We start from the raw sequence: 17,583 nt of genomic DNA on the forward strand, positions 1-17,583 counted from the left end.
CCCTGCCTTCAGAGGCCGGTCGAGACGTCGATGGACTGGCCCTCGGCCAGCGTCACGATCGCCTTCTTCTGGTCGCTCTGGCGGCCCGGACGGCCCCGGAAACGTCGCGTCTTGCCCTTGCGGATCAGCGTGTTGACCGCCTTCACCTTCACGCCGAAGAGTGCTTCGACCGCCGCCTTGATGGCGGGCTTGGTCGCGGTCTGCGGGACGTTGAAGACGACCTGGTTGTTGTCCGAAGCCATGGTCGACTTTTCGGTGACGACCGGGCTCGTGATGACGTCGTAGTGGCGAAGATCGGTCACTTGAAGCGCTCCTCGAGAGCCTCGACCGCGGCCTTCGACAGGACCAGCGTCTGGCGACGGAGAATGTCGTAGACGTTGATGCCCTGCACGGGCAGCACGTCGACGTGCGGGATGTTGCGGGTCGAGCGCGCGAAGTTCTCGTTCAGCTCGGCGCCGCCGATGACCAGCGCGTTCGTCACGCCGAGACCGGCGAACTGCTGCAGCATGGCCTTGGTCTTGCCGTCCTGCGAGACGAGATCGTCGACGACGATCAGGCCGCCGGACTTCGCCTTCGCCGAAAGGGCGTGGCGCAGGGCCAGAGCGCGGACCTTCTTCGGCAGGTCATGCGCATGGGAGCGCGAGACCGGACCGTGGGCCTTGCCGCCGCCGCGGAACTGCGGCGCGCGCGCCGAGCCGTGACGGGCGCGACCGGTGCCCTTCTGCTTGTAGAGCTTGGCGCCGGTGCGGGCGATGTCCGCGCGGCCGAGCGTCTGGTGCGAGCCCTGCTGACGCTTGGCCAGCTGGTAGCGGACCATGCGCTGCAGGATGTCCTCGCGGGGCTCGAGACCGAAAATCTCGTCCGCGAGCGTCACCTGGCCGGCATCCTTGCCGTCGAGGGATTTGATCGTGATGTCCATTTACTCGGCTCCCTCGGAAGCGCTGGCCTCTTCGGCACCGTTGTTCGCTGCGGCCTGACGCAGCGCGGCGGGCTTGGGGGCGTTCTCCGGCAGCGCCGCCTTCACGGCGTCGCGCACATAGATCCAGCCGCCCTTCGAACCCGGGACCGCGCCGCGGATCAGGATCAGACCCTTGTCGGCGTCCGTGCGGACGACTTCGAGGTTCTGGGTCGTGACGCGCGTCTGGCCCATGTGGCCGGCCATCTTCTTGTTCTTGAAGACCTTGCCGGGATCCTGGCGCTGACCCGTCGAACCGTGCGAGCGGTGCGAGACGGAGACGCCGTGGGTGGCGCGCAGACCACCGAAATTGTGGCGCTTCATGGCGCCCGCGAAGCCCTTACCGACCGACGTGCCCGTCACGTCCACGAGCTGACCGGCGACGAAGTGCTCGGCGGTGATCTCCGCGCCGACCTCGACGAGGTTTTCCTCGGAGACGCGGAACTCCGCGACCTTCTTCTTCGGCTCGACGGAGGCCTGGGCGAACACGCCGCGCATCGCCTTCGAGACGTTCTTGACCTTGGCGAGCCCGACGCCGAGTTGGACGGCCGTGTAGCCGTTCTTCTCCTGCGTGCGCTGACCGACGACCTGGAGGTTCTCCACCTTCAGGACGGTGACCGGAACATGCTCCCCGGCGTCGTTGTAGACGCGGGTCATGCCGACCTTCTGTGCGATTACACCTGAACGCATTTCTCGTTCTTTCTTCAGAGGAACCTTAGGAGCCCTTGGCGGGCCCGGTCGGTTCATGCCGCTCCTTAGAGCTTGATCTCGACGTCGACGCCTGCGGCGAGGTCGAGCTTCATCAGCGCGTCCACCGTCTGCGGCGTGGGATCGACGATGTCGAGGAGCCGCTTGTGGGTGCGCATTTCGAACTGCTCGCGCGACTTCTTGTCGACGTGCGGCGAGCGGTTGACCGTGAACTTCTCGATCCGGGTCGGCAGCGGGATCGGCCCGCGAACGTTCGCGCCGGTCCGCTTGGCCGTGGAGACGATCTCACGCGTCGAGGCATCCAGGACCCGGTGGTCGAACGCCTTCAAGCGGATGCGGATATTCTGGCCGTTCATTGCATTCGTCCTCTCGTCGGAGCTGCCGTCATCGGCGCTTTCCGAGCGCTGGTCAGTTCTTCGGACATTTCAACAAGATCGCCGCTGCGGCGACCCAACCGGCTCTCCCGGGAAACGGGAGGGGGCCGTAAGCGCGGCAGCGATATCACCGCCGCGCTTAGACTTCAAAGCTTACTCGACGATGGAGGAGACGATACCGGCACCGACGGTGCGGCCGCCCTCGCGGATGGCGAAGCGAAGCTTCTCTTCCATCGCGATCGGAACGATCAGCTTGACGTCCATCGTCACGTTGTCGCCCGGCATCACCATCTCGGTGCCCTCCGGCAGCGTCACCACGCCCGTCACGTCCGTCGTGCGGAAGTAGAACTGCGGACGGTAGTTGGTGAAGAACGGCGTGTGGCGGCCGCCCTCCTCCTTGGTCAGGATGTAGGCCTCGGCCATGAAGCGCGTGTGCGGCTTCACCGAACCCGGCTTGCACAGGACCTGGCCGCGCTCGACGCCCTCGCGGTCCACGCCGCGAACCAGCGCGCCGATGTTGTCGCCCGCCTGACCCTGGTCGAGCAGCTTGCGGAACATCTCGACACCCGTGACGGTCGTCTTCTTCGAATCGCGGATGCCGACGATCTCGACTTCCTCGCCGACCTTCACGATGCCGCGCTCGACGCGACCCGTCACGACCGTGCCGCGGCCCGAGATCGAGAACACGTCCTCGATCGGCATCAGGAACGGCTGGTTGATCGGACGCTCCGGCGTCGGGATGTAGGCGTCGACCTGCGCCATCAGCTCGCGCACCGCGTTCTCGCCGATCTCCTTGTTGGAGTCCTCGAGAGCGGCCAGCGCCGAACCCTTCACGATCGGAACGTCGTCGCCCGGGAAGTCGTAGGACGACAGAAGCTCGCGAACCTCGAGCTCGACCAGCTCCAGGAGCTCCGCGTCGTCGACCTGATCGACCTTGTTCAGGAACACGACCAGCGCCGGAACGCCGACCTGGCGCGCTAGAAGGATGTGCTCGCGGGTCTGCGGCATCGGGCCGTCCGCCGCCGAGCAGACCAGGATCGCGCCGTCCATCTGCGCCGCGCCCGTGATCATGTTCTTCACGTAGTCGGCGTGGCCCGGGCAGTCGACGTGGGCGTAGTGACGGTTCTCCGTCTCGTACTCGACGTGAGCCGTCGAGATCGTGATGCCGCGCGCCTTCTCCTCCGGAGCGGCGTCGATCTGGTCATACGCCCGGAACTCGCCGAAGTACTTCGTGATCGCAGCCGTCAGAGACGTCTTGCCGTGGTCGACGTGACCGATCGTCCCGATGTTCACGTGAGGCTTGTTGCGCTCGAATTTGCTCTTGGCCATGTCTCAATTCCTCAATTCGTCTCGGCCCCTGGGGCCATCCAATTTCCAGCCTTCGCGAAGCGGACCTCGCGTCAGGCGTACTTCTTCTGGATTTCCTCGGCGACCTGGTTCGGCACCTGCTCGTAGTGGTCGAACTGCATCGTGTACTGGGCGCGGCCCTGCGACATCGAACGCAGCGTGTTCACGTAGCCGAACATGTTGGCCAGCGGAACCATCGCGTTGACCACGGTCGCGATACCACGGGCCTCGGTCCCCTGGATCTGACCGCGACGCGAGTTCAGATCGCCGATGACGTCGCCGACATAGTCTTCCGGCGTCACGACCTCGACCTTCATGATCGGCTCGAGCAGCTTCGGGGACGCCTTCTGGATGGCCTCACGGAAGCCGGCACGCGCCGCGATCTCGAAGGCCAGGACCGAGGAGTCGACGTCGTGGAACGCGCCGTCGATCAGCTCGGCCTTGATATCGACCATCGGGAAGCCCGCGAGCGGACCCGAGGTCATCACCGAGGCAATGCCCTTCTGGACACCCGGGATGTACTCCTTCGGCACCGCGCCGCCGATGATCTTCGACTCGAAGGTGAACCCTTCGCCGAGTTCGGCCGGAGCAAAGACCATCTTGACGCGGGCGAACTGGCCCGTGCCGCCCGTCTGCTTCTTGTGGGTGTAGTCCACTTCGGCCTGACGGGTGATCGTCTCGCGATAGGCGACCTGCGGAGCGCCGATGTTCGCCTCGACCTTGAACTCGCGCTTCATGCGATCGACGAGGATGTCGAGGTGAAGCTCGCCCATGCCCGCGATGATCGTCTGCCCCGACTCCTCGTCGGTCTTGACGCGGAAGGACGGATCCTCGGCGGCCAGACGGTTGAGCGCGAGGCCCATCTTCTCCTGGTCGCCTTTGGTCTTCGGCTCGATCGCGATCTCGATGACCGGATCGGGGAACTCCATGCGCTCCAGGATGACCGGCTTCAGCGGATCGCAGAGCGTGTCGCCCGTCGTGACTTCCTTCAGGCCCGCCAGTGCGACGATGTCGCCGGCATAGGCCTCCTCGATGTCCTCGCGGGAGTTGGAGTGCATCTGGAGCATGCGGCCCAGACGCTCCTTCTTCTCCTTCACCGTGTTCTGCAGCGCGGTGCCCTTCGAGACCTTGCCCGAATAGATGCGGCAGAAGGTGAGCGAGCCGACGAACGGGTCGTTCATGATCTTGAAGGCGAGCATCGAGAGCGGCTCGTCGTCGGAGGACGCGCGGGTCGTCTCGGTCTCGGTCTTCGGGTCGATCCCCTTGATCGCCGGCACGTCGACCGGGGACGGCAGGAAGTCCACGACGCCGTCGAGCAGCGGCTGGACGCCCTTGTTCTTGAAGGCCGAGCCGCAGAAGATCGGCGTGAACCAGACGTCGCAGGTGCCCTTGCGGATCAGCGCGCGCAGCTCGTCGTTGGACGGCATCTCGCCTTCGAGATACCGCTCCATAGCGGCCTCGTCGACCTCGACGGCGGCCTCGATCATCTTCTCGCGATACTCCTCGGCCTGATCCTTCAGATCGGCCGGGATCTCGACGACGTCCCACTTGGCGCCGAGCGACTCGTCGCGCCAGACGAGAGCGTTCATCTCGATCAGGTCGACGACGCCCTTGAACTCGTTCTCCGCGCCGATCGGCAGCTGGACGACGATCGGACGGGCGCCGAGGCGCGTCTTGACCATGTCCACGCAGCGGAAGAAGTCCGCGCCGGTCTTGTCCATCTTGTTGACGAACATCATGCGCGGGACGCGGTACTTGTCGGCCTGGCGCCAGACGGTCTCGGTCTGCGGCTCGACGCCGGCGTTGGCGTCCAAGAGCGCGATCGCGCCGTCGAGAACGCGCAAGCTGCGCTCGACCTCGATCGTGAAGTCGACGTGGCCCGGCGTGTCGATGATGTTGAAGCGCCGCTTCTTGCCGTCACGGCCTTCCCAGAAGGTGGTCGTCGCGGCCGACGTGATCGTGATGCCGCGCTCCTGCTCCTGCTCCATCCAGTCCATGGTCGCGGCGCCGTCGTGGACTTCGCCGATCTTGTGGGACTTGCCGGTGTAGAAGAGAATCCGCTCGGTCGTCGTCGTCTTGCCCGCGTCGATGTGGGCCATGATGCCGAAATTGCGGTAGTCTTCGATCTTGTATTCGCGGGCCATGGGGCGTCGCCTTTCGATCTTAGGCTGCGTTTACCAGCGGTAGTGCGAGAAGGCGCGGTTCGCTTCCGCCATGCGGTGCGTGTCTTCGCGCTTCTTCACGGCAGAGCCGCGGTTGTTGGCAGCGTCCATGAGCTCGCCGGACAGGCGATCGACCATGGTGGTTTCGTTGCGGTTGCGGGCCGCGGAGATGAGCCAGCGGATTGCCAGCGCCTGACGGCGCTCCGGACGGACATCGACCGGGACCTGGTAGGTCGCACCACCGACGCGGCGCGAACGAACCTCGACGTGCGGCGCGACGTTGTCGAGCGCCTGGTGGAACATCGCCACCGCGTCCTGACGGCTCTTCTCCTGCATGGAGTCGAACGCGCCGTAGACGATGCGCTCGGCCGTGGACTTCTTCCCATCGTACATGATGGCGTTCATGAACTTGGTCACGACGAGATCGCCGAACTTCGGGTCCGGGTTGATCTCACGCTTTTCGGCGGAATGGCGACGGGACATCGATCAGTCTCTTCTTCGTCTCTCGGAACGGGCGCTTACTTCGGACGCTTCGCGCCGTACTTCGAACGGCGCTGCTTGCGGTCCTTGACGCCCTGCGTGTCGAGCACGCCGCGGATGATGTGGTAGCGAACGCCAGGCAAGTCCTTCACGCGGCCGCCGCGGATCATGACCACGGAGTGCTCCTGGAGGTTATGCCCCTCGCCCGGAATGTAGCCGATGACCTCGAAGCCATTGACGAGGCGAACCTTGGCGACCTTACGAAGCGCCGAGTTCGGCTTCTTCGGGGTGGTCGTGTAGACGCGGGTGCAGACGCCGCGCTTCTGCGGGTTGGCCTGCAGTGCCGGAACCGTGTTGCGCTCCGCCGGACGGACGCGAGGCTTGCGGATCAACTGGTTGATGGTCGGCATCAGGGCCTTCCCTTTTCCTCAAATCGAATTCGAACCGATACGACACCGCCGCCCACGACCGGGAGGTCATGCACGAAACCGGGCATTCGATCCGCTGTTAGCGGACTGCCCGGACGAACGCAGAGGACTGAATGACCAGTCATGCAACCAGCAATGTCGCGTCTCGTAGAACGAAACCTTGTTTGAGACCGCTGCATCCCGGGCGTGGCGCCCTGGGGAAGATTCGGCCTCACATCGGCTCTGTAGGGGGGCTTTTAACGAGTAGGGCAGGATGCGTCAACCCCGGCGCATAGGGCGCCGCCCGCAGGTCGGCCATGCAGCGAATGCACGATGCCCGCAAAAAAGGGGCCGCCCGGAGGCGACCCCTTTCGTCTCTTCGGTCGTCGCAGCCTTACTCGGCGGCGTCGTTCAGCGAGGTCAGCATGCGGTCCGCCTCGGACGCGTTGGACTGCTTGCGGCGATCCTCGATGATGAGGTCGTCGCGGCCCGTCGCGATGCGGCGCACCTGGGTCATCATGCCGCCCGTGCCCGCCGGGATGAGGCGGCCGACGATGACGTTCTCCTTCAGGCCCTGCAGCGTGTCCGTCTTGCCGGCGACCGCGGCCTCGGTGAGGACGCGCGTGGTCTCCTGGAAGGAGGCCGCCGAGATGAAGGACGGCGTCTGCAGCGACGCCTTGGTGATGCCGAGGAGGACCGGAACGCCGGAGGCCGGCTTCTTGCCCTCTTCCGCGAGCTTCTCGTTCAGCTCCGCCAGCTCGATCCGGTCGACGTTGTCGCCCGGAATGTAGCCCGAGTCGCCCGACTCCTCGATCTCGACCTTCTGCAGCATCTGGCGAACGATCACCTCGATGTGCTTGTCGTTGATGAGAACGCCCTGGAGACGATAGACCTCCTGGATCTCGTTCACGAGGTAGCTCGCCAGCGCCTCGACGCCCCGGATGGCCAGGATGTCGTGCGGTGCCGGGTTGCCGTCGAGGATGTAGTCGCCCTTCTCCACGATGTCGCCTTCCTGGAGATGGAACGGCTTGCCCTTCGGGATCAGGTATTCGACCGGCTCGACGCCGTCCTCGTGCGGCTCGATGATGATGCGGCGCTTGTTCTTGTAGTCGCGGCCGAACTTCACCGTGCCGTCGATCTCCGCGATGACCGCGTTGTCCTTCGGCTTGCGGGCCTCGAACAGCTCGGCGACGCGCGGCAGACCGCCCGTGATGTCCTTCGTCTTCGCGGACTCCATCGGAATACGCGAGAGGACATCACCGGCCGAGACCTTCGATCCCGGCTCGACCGAGAGGATCGCGTCCACCGACAGGAGGTAGCGAGCTTCCGAACCGCGCGCGAGCTTGAGGATCTGACCGTCGGCGCCGCGAATGACGATCGCGGGCTTGAGGTCGGAACCGCGCGGGTTCGCCCGCCAGTCGATGACCTGGCGCTTGGTGATGCCGGTCGACTCGTCCGCCTGCTCCAGGACCGACAGGCCCTCGACCAGATCCTCGAACTCCACGATGCCGTCGAGCTCGGTGAGGACCGGACGGGTGTACGGATCCCACTCCGCGATGCGCTGGCCGCGACGAACCGTGTCCCCGTCGTCGACGAAGACGCGGCTGCCGTAGGTGACGCGGTGCGAGGCGCGCTCCTTGCCCGAGGCGTCCAGGATGAGGATCGCCATGTTGCGGCCCATCGCGACGAGGCGCCCTTCCGAATCCCGAACCACGTTGCGGTTCCGGATCTGGACCGTGCCCTCGTAGGAGGCTTCCAGGAAGGACGAGTCGACGACCTGCGCCGTGCCGCCCATGTGGAAGGTGCGCATGGTGAGCTGCGTGCCGGGCTCGCCGATCGACTGCGCCGCGATGACGCCGACGGCCTCGCCCATGTTGACGGGCGTGCCGCGGGCCAGATCGCGACCGTAGCAGACGGCGCAGATGCCGGTGCGGACCTCGCAGGTCAGCGCCGAGCGGATCTTCACCGACTGGACGCCGGCCTTCTCGATCACCTCGACGTCCGGCTCCTCGATCGTGCGGCCGCCCTCGACGAGGACGTCGCCCGTCTGCGGATGGAGGATGTCCTCCAGCGCCGTGCGGCCGAGAATGCGCTGGCCGAGGGTCGCGACGACCTGACCGGCATCGACGATGGGCTGCATCGTCAGGCCGTTCGGCGTGCCGCAATCGGTCTGCGTGATGATGCAGTCCTGCGCGACGTCGACGAGGCGGCGGGTCAGGTAGCCCGAGTTCGCCGTCTTCAAGGCGGTGTCGGCCAGACCCTTACGGGCGCCGTGCGTGGAGTTGAAGTACTCCAGAACGGTGAGGCCTTCCTTGAAGTTCGAGATGATCGGCGTCTCGATGATCTCGCCCGACGGCTTGGTCATGAGACCGCGCATCGCCGCCAGCTGACGCATCTGCGTCGGCGAGCCGCGGGCGCCCGAGTGCGACATCATGTAGATCGAGTTCATCGGCTTCTGACGGCCGTTGTCGTCGAACTCGACCGCCTTGATGCGGCCCATCATCTCGTCGGCGATCTTGTCCGTGCACTTGGCCCAGGCGTCGACGACCTTGTTGTACTTCTCGCCCTGGGTGATCAGGCCGTCATTGTACTGCTGCTCGTATTCCTTCGCGAGCGCCTGCGTCTCGCCGATCAGCTGCGGCTTGGTGTCCGGAATGAGCATGTCGTCCTTGCCGAACGAGATGCCCGCCGTGCACGCATGCCGGAAGCCGAGCTGCATGATGCGGTCGCAGAAGATCACCGTGTCCTTCTGGCCGCAGTGACGATAGACCTGATCGATGAGGCGCGAGATGTTCTTCTTCGTCATCAGCTCGTTGGCGATGTCGAAGGAGATCTTGTGCGTCTTCGGCAGGAGCTGGCCGATGAGCATGCGCCCCGGGGTCGTCTCGTAGATCTTCGAGACCGGGTTGCCGTTCTCGTCGACCGACTTGAAGCGGCCCTTGATCTTGGTGTGCAGCGTGATCGCCTTGGAGGCGAGCGCGTGCTCCATCTCGCCGATGTCGGAGAAGGCCATCCCCTGCCCCGGCTCGTTCTCGTTCATGATCGAGAGGTAGTAGAGCCCGAGCACCATGTCCTGCGACGGCACGATGATCGGCTGGCCGTTCGCCGGATGCAGGATGTTGTTCGTCGACATCATGAGGACGCGCGCTTCCAGCTGCGCCTCGATCGAGAGCGGCACGTGGACCGCCATCTGGTCGCCGTCGAAGTCCGCGTTGAAGGCCGTGCAGACCAGCGGGTGAAGCTGGATTGCCTTGCCTTCGATCAGGACGGGTTCGAAGGCCTGGATGCCCAGACGGTGCAGCGTCGGCGCGCGGTTCAGCAGAACCGGATGCTCGCGGATCACCTCGTCCAGGATGTCCCAGACCTCCGGACGCTCCTTCTCGACGAGCTTCTTCGCCTGCTTGACGGTCGAGGAGTAACCCTTGGCGTCGAGGCGGGCGTAGATGAACGGCTTGAACAGCTCGAGCGCCATCTTCTTCGGCAGGCCGCACTGGTGCAGCTTCAGCTCCGGACCCGTCACGATGACGGACCGGCCCGAATAGTCGACGCGCTTGCCGAGGAGGTTCTGGCGGAAGCGGCCCTGCTTGCCCTTCAGCATGTCGGACAGCGACTTCAGCGGACGCTTGTTGGCGCCGGTGATGACGCGGCCGCGACGACCGTTGTCGAACAGCGCGTCAACCGCCTCCTGAAGCATGCGCTTCTCGTTGCGGATGATGATGCCCGGCGCGCGCAGCTCGATCAGCCGCTTGAGGCGGTTGTTGCGGTTGATGACGCGGCGATAGAGGTCGTTCAGGTCCGACGTGGCGAAGCGGCCGCCGTCCAGCGGAACCAGCGGGCGCAGGTCCGGCGGGATGACGGGGACGACCGACAGGATCATCCATTCGGGCTTGTTGCCCGACTCCAGGAAGTTCTCGACGATCTTCAGCCGCTTCATCAGCTTCTTCGTCTTGAGCTCGGACGTCGTCGTCGCAAGCTCTTCGCGAAGGTCGCCCGCGATGCGTTCCAGGTCCATGGAGCGCAGCAGCTCCTGGATCGCCTCGGCGCCGATCAGCGCGGTGAACGAATCCTCACCGTACTCCTCGGTCGCGATGATGTACTCCTCCTCGGTGAGGAGCTGGTGCTCCTTCAGCGCGGTGAGGCCGGGCTCGGTGACGATGTAGTTCTCGAAGTAGAGAACGCGCTCGATGTCCTTGAGGGTCATGTCGAGCAGCGTGCCGATGCGGCTCGGCAGCGACTTCAGGAACCAGATGTGGGCGACGGGCGCGGCCAGCTCGATGTGGCCCATGCGCTCGCGGCGCACGCGCGAGAGGGTGACCTCGACGCCGCACTTCTCGCAGATAATGCCCTTGTACTTCATGCGCTTGTACTTGCCGCACAGGCACTCGTAGTCCTTGATCGGACCGAAGATGCGCGCGCAGAAGAGACCGTCGCGCTCGGGCTTGAACGTGCGGTAGTTGATCGTCTCCGGCTTCTTGATCTCACCGAAGGACCAGGACAGGATTTTTTCCGGGCTCGCGAGCGAGATCCGGATGGAATCGAACGTCTGGGCCTGCACCTGAGGATTGAAGAGATTCATGACCTCTTGGTTCATGGTGCTTTCTCCTTCCGGGGCATTCTAGCCCCCATGGCGCCGTGGCGGGATCGGCGCCGAACAGGTTCCGCAAAACTGGCAAGGACCGGCGCCGTTCGCGGGCGCCGGCCAACGTCGCTCCACAGAGCGACGTTTTGATGGTCGGCCTTACTCGGCCGCGTCGGGCAGGCCTTCGAGCGAGGCGCTGAGATCCGGCGTCGAGTTGGCGAGATCGACGTCGAGGCCGAGCGAGCGCATTTCCTTCACGAGAACGTTGAAGCTCTCCGGAATGCCCGACTCGAACGCGTCGTCGCCGCGAACGATCGACTCGTAGACCTTGGTGCGGCCCGCGACGTCGTCCGACTTCACGGTCAGCATTTCCTGCAGCGTGTAGGCGGCGCCGTAGGCTTCGAGCGCCCAGACCTCCATCTCGCCGAAGCGCTGACCGCCGAACTGCGCCTTGCCGCCCAGCGGCTGCTGGGTGACGAGCGAGTACGGGCCGATCGAACGGGCGTGGATCTTGTCGTCGACGAGGTGGTGCAGCTTCAGCATGTAGATGTAGCCGACCGTCACCTGCCGGTCGAAGGCCTCGCCGGTGCGCCCGTCATAGAGCGTCACCTGGCCCGAGCCGTTCAGCCCGGCCTTCTCCAGCATGTGCACGATGTCCTGCTCGACCGCGCCGTCGAAGACCGGCGTCGCGATGGAGACGCCCTTCTTCATCTGGTTGGCCAGCGTGACAACGCTCTCGTCGTCGTAGTCCTTCACCTTCTCATTGCGGTCGTTGTCGCCGAGAAGACCGGCGATCTCGTTCCGAAGTGGAGCCGCGTCGTGGTTCTGCTGGTAGGCCTCCAGCATCTCCCCGATGCGCTTGCCCATGCCGGCGCAGGCCCAACCGAGATGCGTCTCGAGGATCTGACCGACATTCATGCGCGACGGCACGCCGAGCGGGTTCAGGACGATGTCGACATGGGTCCCGTCCTCGTTGAACGGCATGTCCTCGACCGGAACGATGCGCGACACGACACCCTTGTTGCCGTGGCGGCCCGCCATCTTGTCGCCCGGCTGGATCTTGCGCTTGACCGCGACGAAGACCTTGACCTGCTTCATGACGCCGGGAGGCAGCTCGTCGCCGCGCTGCACCTTCTCGACCTTGTCCATGAAGCGCGCTTCGAGCGTCTTCTTCGCCTCGTCGTAGACGCTGCGCAGAGCCTCGATCTCACCCTGGAGACGCTCGTCCTCGACGGCGAACATCCACCACTGCGAACGCGAGTGGTTGGCCATCACCTCGGGCGACAGCTTGCCGCCCTTGGCGAAGCCCTTCGGCCCCGAGATGGCGGTCTTGCCGTCCAGCATCTCGACCAGACGCCCGTAGACGTTGCGGTCGAGGATCGCCTGCTCGTCGTCACGGTCCTTGGCGAGACGCTCGATCTCCTCGCGCTCGATCGCCATCGCGCGCTCGTCCTTCTCCACGCCGTGGCGGTTGAAGACGCGCACTTCCACGACCGTGCCGTAGGTGCCGGGAGGCATGCGGTTCGAGGTGTCGCGGACGTCGGACGCCTTCTCGCCGAAGATGGCGCGCAGGAGCTTCTCCTCCGGCGTCATCGGGCTTTCGCCCTTCGGCGTGATCTTGCCGACCAGGATGTCGCCCGGCTGCACCTCGGCACCGATGTAGACGATGCCGGCCTCGTCGAGGTTCTTGAGCGCCTCTTCCGACACGTTCGGAATGTCGCGCGTGATCTCCTCGGGCCCGAGCTTGGTGTCGCGGGCCATGACCTCGAACTCCTCGATGTGGATCGAGGTGAAGACGTCATCGGCGACGATGCGCTCGGAGAGGAGGATCGAGTCCTCGTAGTTGTAGCCGTTCCACGGCATGAACGCGACGAGCACGTTCCGGCCGAGGGCCAGATCGCCCAGATCGGTCGACGGGCCGTCCGCGATGATGTCGCCCTTGCGCACCCGGTCACCCACGCGGACCAGCGGACGCTGGTTGATGCAGGTGTTCTGGTTGGAGCGCTGGAACTTCATCAGACGGTAGATGTCGACGCCGGAACGCCCGGTCTCGAGATCTTCCGTCGCGCGGATGACGATACGGGTCGCATCGACCTGATCGACGATGCCGGTCCGGCGCGCGCCGATGGCCGCACCCGAGTCACGGGCGACGATCGGCTCCATGCCGGTGCCGACGAACGGCGCCTCGGCGCGAACCAGCGGCACCGCCTGGCGCTGCATGTTCGAACCCATGAGAGCGCGGTTCGCGTCGTCGTTCTCCAGGAACGGGATGAGCGCTGCCGCGACCGACACGAGCTGCTTGGGCGAGACGTCCATCAGATCGACGTTCTCGCGCGGCGTCATGAAGACGTCGCCGGCATGACGGCAGACGACCAGCTCCTCCTGGAACTCGCCGGCCTCCGTCAGGACCGCGTTCGCCTGCGCGACGTGGTGCTTGGATTCCTCCATCGCCGACAGATAGACGACGTCGTTCGTCACCTTCCCGTCGACGACGCGCCGGTACGGGCTCTCGATGAAGCCGTACTTGTTGACGCGCGCGAACGTCGCCAGCGAGTTGATCAGACCGATGTTCGGGCCTTCCGGCGTCTCGATCGGGCAGATGCGGCCGTAATGCGTCGGGTGCACGTCGCGCACCTCGAAGCCGGCGCGCTCGCGGGTCAGACCGCCGGGGCCGAGCGCGGAGAGACGGCGCTTGTGCGTGATCTCCGAGAGCGGATTGGTCTGGTCCATGAACTGCGAGAGCTGCGAGGAGCCGAAGAACTCGCGCACCGCCGCGGCTGCGGGCTTGGCGTTGATCAGGTCCTGCGGCATGACCGTGTCGATCTCGACCGAGGACATGCGCTCCTTGATCGCGCGCTCCATGCGGAGCAGGCCGACGCGGTACTGGTTCTCCATGAGCTCGCCGACCGAACGCACCCGGCGGTTGCCGAGATTGTCGATGTCGTCGATCTCGCCCTTGCCGTCGCGCAGGTCGACCAGCGTCTTGACGACGGCCAGGATGTCCTCGCGGCGCAGGACGCGGACCGTGTCCTCGGCCGAGACGTCGAGACGCATGTTCATCTTCACGCGGCCGACGGCCGAGAGGTCGTAGCGCTCGGCGTCGAAGAACAGCGACTGGAACATCGCCTCGGCGGTGTCCATCGTCGGCGGCTCGCCCGGACGCATGACGCGGTAGATGTCGAACAGCGCGTCCTGGCGGGACTCGTTCTTGTCGGCCGCCAGCGTGTTGCGGATGTAGGCGCCCACCGTCACGTGATCGATGTCGAGAACCGACATCTCCTCGTAGCCGGCGTCCGTCAGGACCTTCAGCGTCTTCTCGTCGATCTCGTCGCCGGCCTCGAGATAGATCTCGCCCGTCTGGTAGTTGACGATGTCCTCGGCGAGATAGTTGCCGTAGAGGTCCTCCTCGGTCGCGCGCAGAGCCTTGACGCCGCGCTCCTTGAGCTGGCGGGCCTGACGGGCCGTGACCTTCTTGCCGGCCTCGACCAGCACTTCGCCCGAATCCGCGTCGACCATGTCGACGACGGCCGTCTGGCCGCGGACGCGCTCGACGGAGAACGGAATGCGCCAGCCGTTCTTGTCCTTGTCGATCTTCACGATGTCGTAGAAGGTCGACAGGATCTCCTCGCCGTCCATGCCGAGCGCCATCAGGAGGCTCGTCACGGGGATCTTGCGGCGGCGGTCGATACGCGCGTGGACGATGTCCTTGGCGTCGAACTCGATGTCGAGCCAGGAGCCGCGATACGGGATGACGCGCGCGGCGAAGAGAAGCTTGCCGCTGGAGTGCGACTTGCCCTTGTCATGGTCGAAGAAGACGCCCGGCGAACGGTGCATCTGCGAGACGATGACGCGCTCGGTGCCGTTGACGATGAAGGTGCCGTTCGACGTCATGAGCGGCATGTCGCCCATGTAGACGTCCTGCTCCTTGATGTCCTTGATGGACTTGGAGCCGGTGTCCTCGTCGATATCGAACACGATGAGGCGCAGCGTCACCTTGAGCGGCGCAGCGAAGGTCAGGTCGCGCTGCCGGCACTCGTCGACGTCGAACTTCGGCGCCTCGAACTCGTATTTCACGAACTCCAGCATCGACTGGCCGGAGAAGTCGGAGATCGGGAAGACGGAACGGAAGACGGCCTGCAGGCCCTCGTCGCCGCGGCCGCCCTCGGGCTCCTCGACCATCAGGAACTGATCGTAGGAGGCCTTCTGGACCTCGATCAGATTCGGCATTTCGGCGACTTCCGGGATCGACCCGAAATATTTGCGTACCCGCCTGCGACCGCTGAACGTCGTGACTTTCGACATCGTCGCTCCTTCATTCGACATCGCCCCGGACCAGGGGGCTCATCCAGCGCTTCCTGACTTCAGAAGCGCCCCCGCCTTCGTCTGCGGGTCGTCAGGCCGACCTTCCCTTCCGGTCGGACCCGTGTCTCCAGAAGGCCGTCCGAGCGGCATTCTGGAGAAACGGGAATGCCCGCCGGGGACCCGGGTCCCCAGCGAGCACGGAAGGCGGGACGGCAGATCTGCCGTCCCGCCCGCCGAATGTCGTTCCGGCGAAGCGCCGGAGACGATTACTTGACGTCGACCTTGGCGCCAGCCTTCTCGAGCTGGTCCTTGATCTTGGCAGCCTCGTCCTTCGAGACGCCTTCCTTGACCGGCTTCGGAGCGCCGTCGACGAGGTCCTTGGCTTCCTTGAGGCCCAGGCCCGTGATCGCACGGACTTCCTTGATGACGTTGATCTTCTGCGCGCCGGCATCCGAGAGGATGACGTCGAACTCGGTCTTCTCTTCCTCGGCCGGAGCCGCGGCGCCCGCACCGCCGGCAGCGGCGACGGCGACCGGAGCGGCGGCGGAGACGCCCCACTTCTCTTCGAGCATCTTCGAGAGCTCGGCGGCCTCGAGGACGGTCAGGCTCGACAGGTCTTCAACGATCTTGGCGAGATCAGCCATTGTAGTTCTTCCTTCGTGTTCGAATGTTCTGAATGCAGCGAGGAACCGTAAGCCTCAGGCCGCTTCGTCCTTCTTGGCATACGCTGCGAAGACGCGCGCAAGCTGCGCGGCCGGTGCTGCGACGACGCCCGCGATGCGGGTGGCCGGCGTCTGGATCATGCCCAGAAGCTTGCCGCGCAGCTCGTCCAGCGAAGGCAGCGAGGCCAAAGCCTTCACGCCTTCCGCGTCGAGCGAGGTGGAACCCATCGCGCCGCCCAGGATCACGAGCTTGTCGTTGCCCTTGGCGAAGTCGTTGGCCACCTTCGGCGCCGCGACCGGATCACCCGAATAGGCGATCAGGGTCTGGCCCTCGAACAGGTTCGAGATGCCTTCGGCGTCGGTGCCTTGAAGAGCGATTTTGGCGAGGCGGTTCTTCGCGACTTTGACGGTCCCACCAGCATCGCGCATCTTGACCCGCAGGTCATTCATCTGCGCGACGGTGAGACCGGCGTAGCGGGCCACCACGATCGCGCCCGAGGCCTTGAAGGTCTCGTTCAGCTCCGTGACGAACTCGCGCTTTTCCGCTCTGTCCACTGCCACTCTCCAGTTGGAGCCCACCCTTGCGGGAGAACTCCGGTTGCCGTTCGCTTCCGTCCCGAAAGACGGAAGCACGAGGATCCTGTCCCCTTGGCGCATGACTGGATCCGAAGGACGGAACCGGCGGCTGGCACAAGGCATTCAGAGGTTCGAACCGGGATCCGGTTCTCACCCGTCTCATGCGGGCTTGGCGATTAAGACGGACCGGCAAGCCGGACCTGTCGCCCGCAATCTCGGACAGGAGAAGCGACGAAGCCTAAGCCCCGCCGCCCGAACCGCGATCGAAACCGCGGAACACATGTCGAAAGCACCGCATATGGGCGCGGCACCTTCGTATTTGAAGGGCTTACGCCTCGACGCGAACCGTCGAAGGGTCGAGCTTGATGCCCGGGCCCATGGTCGAGGACACCGCGACGCGCTGGACGTAGTTGCCCTTGGCGCCCGACGGCTTGGCCTTGGTCACCGCATCGGCGAAGGCCTTGATGTTCTCGACCAGCGCCGAGACCTCGAAGCTCGCCTTGCCGACGCCGGCATGGACGATGCCCGCCTTCTCGACGCGGAACTCGACGGCGCCACCCTTGGACGCCTTGACGGCGGCGGTGACGTCCGGCGTGACCGTGCCGACGCGCGGGTTCGGCATCAGGCCGCGCGGGCCGAGCACCTTGCCCAGACGGCCGACGAGGCCCATCATGTCCGGCGTCGCGATGGCGCGATCGAAGTCGATCGTGCCACCCTGGACCTGCTCGACGAGATCTTCCGCACCGACGATGTCGGCACCGGCGGCGCGAGCCTCGTCGGCCTTGTCGCCGCGCGCGAAGACCGCGACGCGGACGGTGCGGCCCGTGCCGTTCGGCAGGTTGACGACGCCGCGGACCATCTGGTCGGCGTGGCGCGGATCGACGCCGAGGTTCATCGCGACCTCGATCGTCTCGTCGAACTTGGCGCTCGCACGATCCTTCAGGAGGCTGACGGCCTCGTTCAGGTCGTAGAGCTTCTCGCGGTCGATACCCTCGCGGGCCTTCGCAATGCGCTTGCCAATCTTAGCCATC

General features: G+C 65.2%; 13 protein-coding genes. All 13 read right to left on the reverse strand.

Translation table 11 applies throughout. The features are described from left to right. Window positions 1–8: 8 nt before the first annotated feature. Complete coding sequence (locus AC6R2M_RS09170) at window positions 9–302, reverse strand: 50S ribosomal protein L23 (RefSeq protein WP_500481398.1); 294 nt, start codon at window positions 300–302, stop codon at window positions 9–11. Further along, the gene (gene rplD, locus AC6R2M_RS09175) at window positions 299–919 is read right to left on the reverse strand and encodes a 50S ribosomal protein L4 (protein WP_500481400.1); all 621 of its coding nucleotides are present in this window, start codon (window positions 917–919) and stop codon (window positions 299–301) included. The genes AC6R2M_RS09170 and rplD overlap by 4 nt, the downstream gene beginning before the upstream one ends. Further along, window positions 920–1,645 carry a 50S ribosomal protein L3 gene (gene rplC / locus AC6R2M_RS09180; protein WP_500481402.1) on the reverse strand — a complete coding sequence of 242 codons (726 nt, stop codon included), beginning with the start codon at window positions 1,643–1,645 and terminating at the stop codon, window positions 920–922. A gap of 65 nt (window positions 1,646–1,710) precedes the next feature. Continuing rightward, window positions 1,711–2,019 (reverse strand): 30S ribosomal protein S10, encoded by a 309-nt coding sequence (gene rpsJ / locus AC6R2M_RS09185; RefSeq protein WP_006205468.1) that lies wholly within the window; start codon window positions 2,017–2,019, stop codon window positions 1,711–1,713. A gap of 171 nt (window positions 2,020–2,190) precedes the next feature. Continuing rightward, window positions 2,191–3,366 (reverse strand): elongation factor Tu, encoded by a 1,176-nt coding sequence (gene tuf / locus AC6R2M_RS09190; RefSeq protein ID WP_500481422.1) that lies wholly within the window; start codon window positions 3,364–3,366, stop codon window positions 2,191–2,193. Window positions 3,367–3,437: 71 nt separating this feature from the next. Further along, the gene (fusA, locus tag AC6R2M_RS09195; RefSeq protein WP_500481424.1) at window positions 3,438–5,528 is read right to left on the reverse strand and encodes an elongation factor G; all 2,091 of its coding nucleotides are present in this window, start codon (window positions 5,526–5,528) and stop codon (window positions 3,438–3,440) included. 30 nt (window positions 5,529–5,558) lie between these two features. After that, on the reverse strand, window positions 5,559–6,029 hold the full coding sequence (rpsG, locus tag AC6R2M_RS09200) for a 30S ribosomal protein S7 (protein ID WP_500481426.1): 471 nt from the start codon (window positions 6,027–6,029) through the stop codon (window positions 5,559–5,561). A 35-nt stretch (window positions 6,030–6,064) separates the two neighbouring features. Then, window positions 6,065–6,436 (reverse strand): 30S ribosomal protein S12, encoded by a 372-nt coding sequence (rpsL, locus tag AC6R2M_RS09205; protein ID WP_500481428.1) that lies wholly within the window; start codon window positions 6,434–6,436, stop codon window positions 6,065–6,067. Between the two features lie 391 nt (window positions 6,437–6,827). After that, window positions 6,828–11,024 (reverse strand): DNA-directed RNA polymerase subunit beta', encoded by a 4,197-nt coding sequence (gene rpoC, locus AC6R2M_RS09210; RefSeq protein ID WP_500481430.1) that lies wholly within the window; start codon window positions 11,022–11,024, stop codon window positions 6,828–6,830. A 147-nt stretch (window positions 11,025–11,171) separates the two neighbouring features. Beyond that, window positions 11,172–15,314, reverse strand: coding sequence for a DNA-directed RNA polymerase subunit beta (gene rpoB, locus AC6R2M_RS09215; protein WP_500481432.1), 4,143 nt, complete (start codon window positions 15,312–15,314; stop codon window positions 11,172–11,174). A gap of 266 nt (window positions 15,315–15,580) precedes the next feature. Next, complete coding sequence (gene rplL, locus AC6R2M_RS09220; protein ID WP_500481434.1) at window positions 15,581–15,958, reverse strand: 50S ribosomal protein L7/L12; 378 nt, start codon at window positions 15,956–15,958, stop codon at window positions 15,581–15,583. 54 nt (window positions 15,959–16,012) lie between these two features. Further along, window positions 16,013–16,531, reverse strand: coding sequence for a 50S ribosomal protein L10 (gene rplJ / locus AC6R2M_RS09225; RefSeq protein WP_500487548.1), 519 nt, complete (start codon window positions 16,529–16,531; stop codon window positions 16,013–16,015). 349 nt (window positions 16,532–16,880) lie between these two features. After that, window positions 16,881–17,582, reverse strand: a complete 702-nt coding sequence (gene rplA, locus AC6R2M_RS09230; RefSeq protein WP_500481436.1) for a 50S ribosomal protein L1 — start codon at window positions 17,580–17,582, stop codon at window positions 16,881–16,883. Window position 17,583: the final 1 nt, after the last annotated feature.

The sequence above is a fragment of the Aureimonas sp. CAS genome (assembly GCF_059838215.1).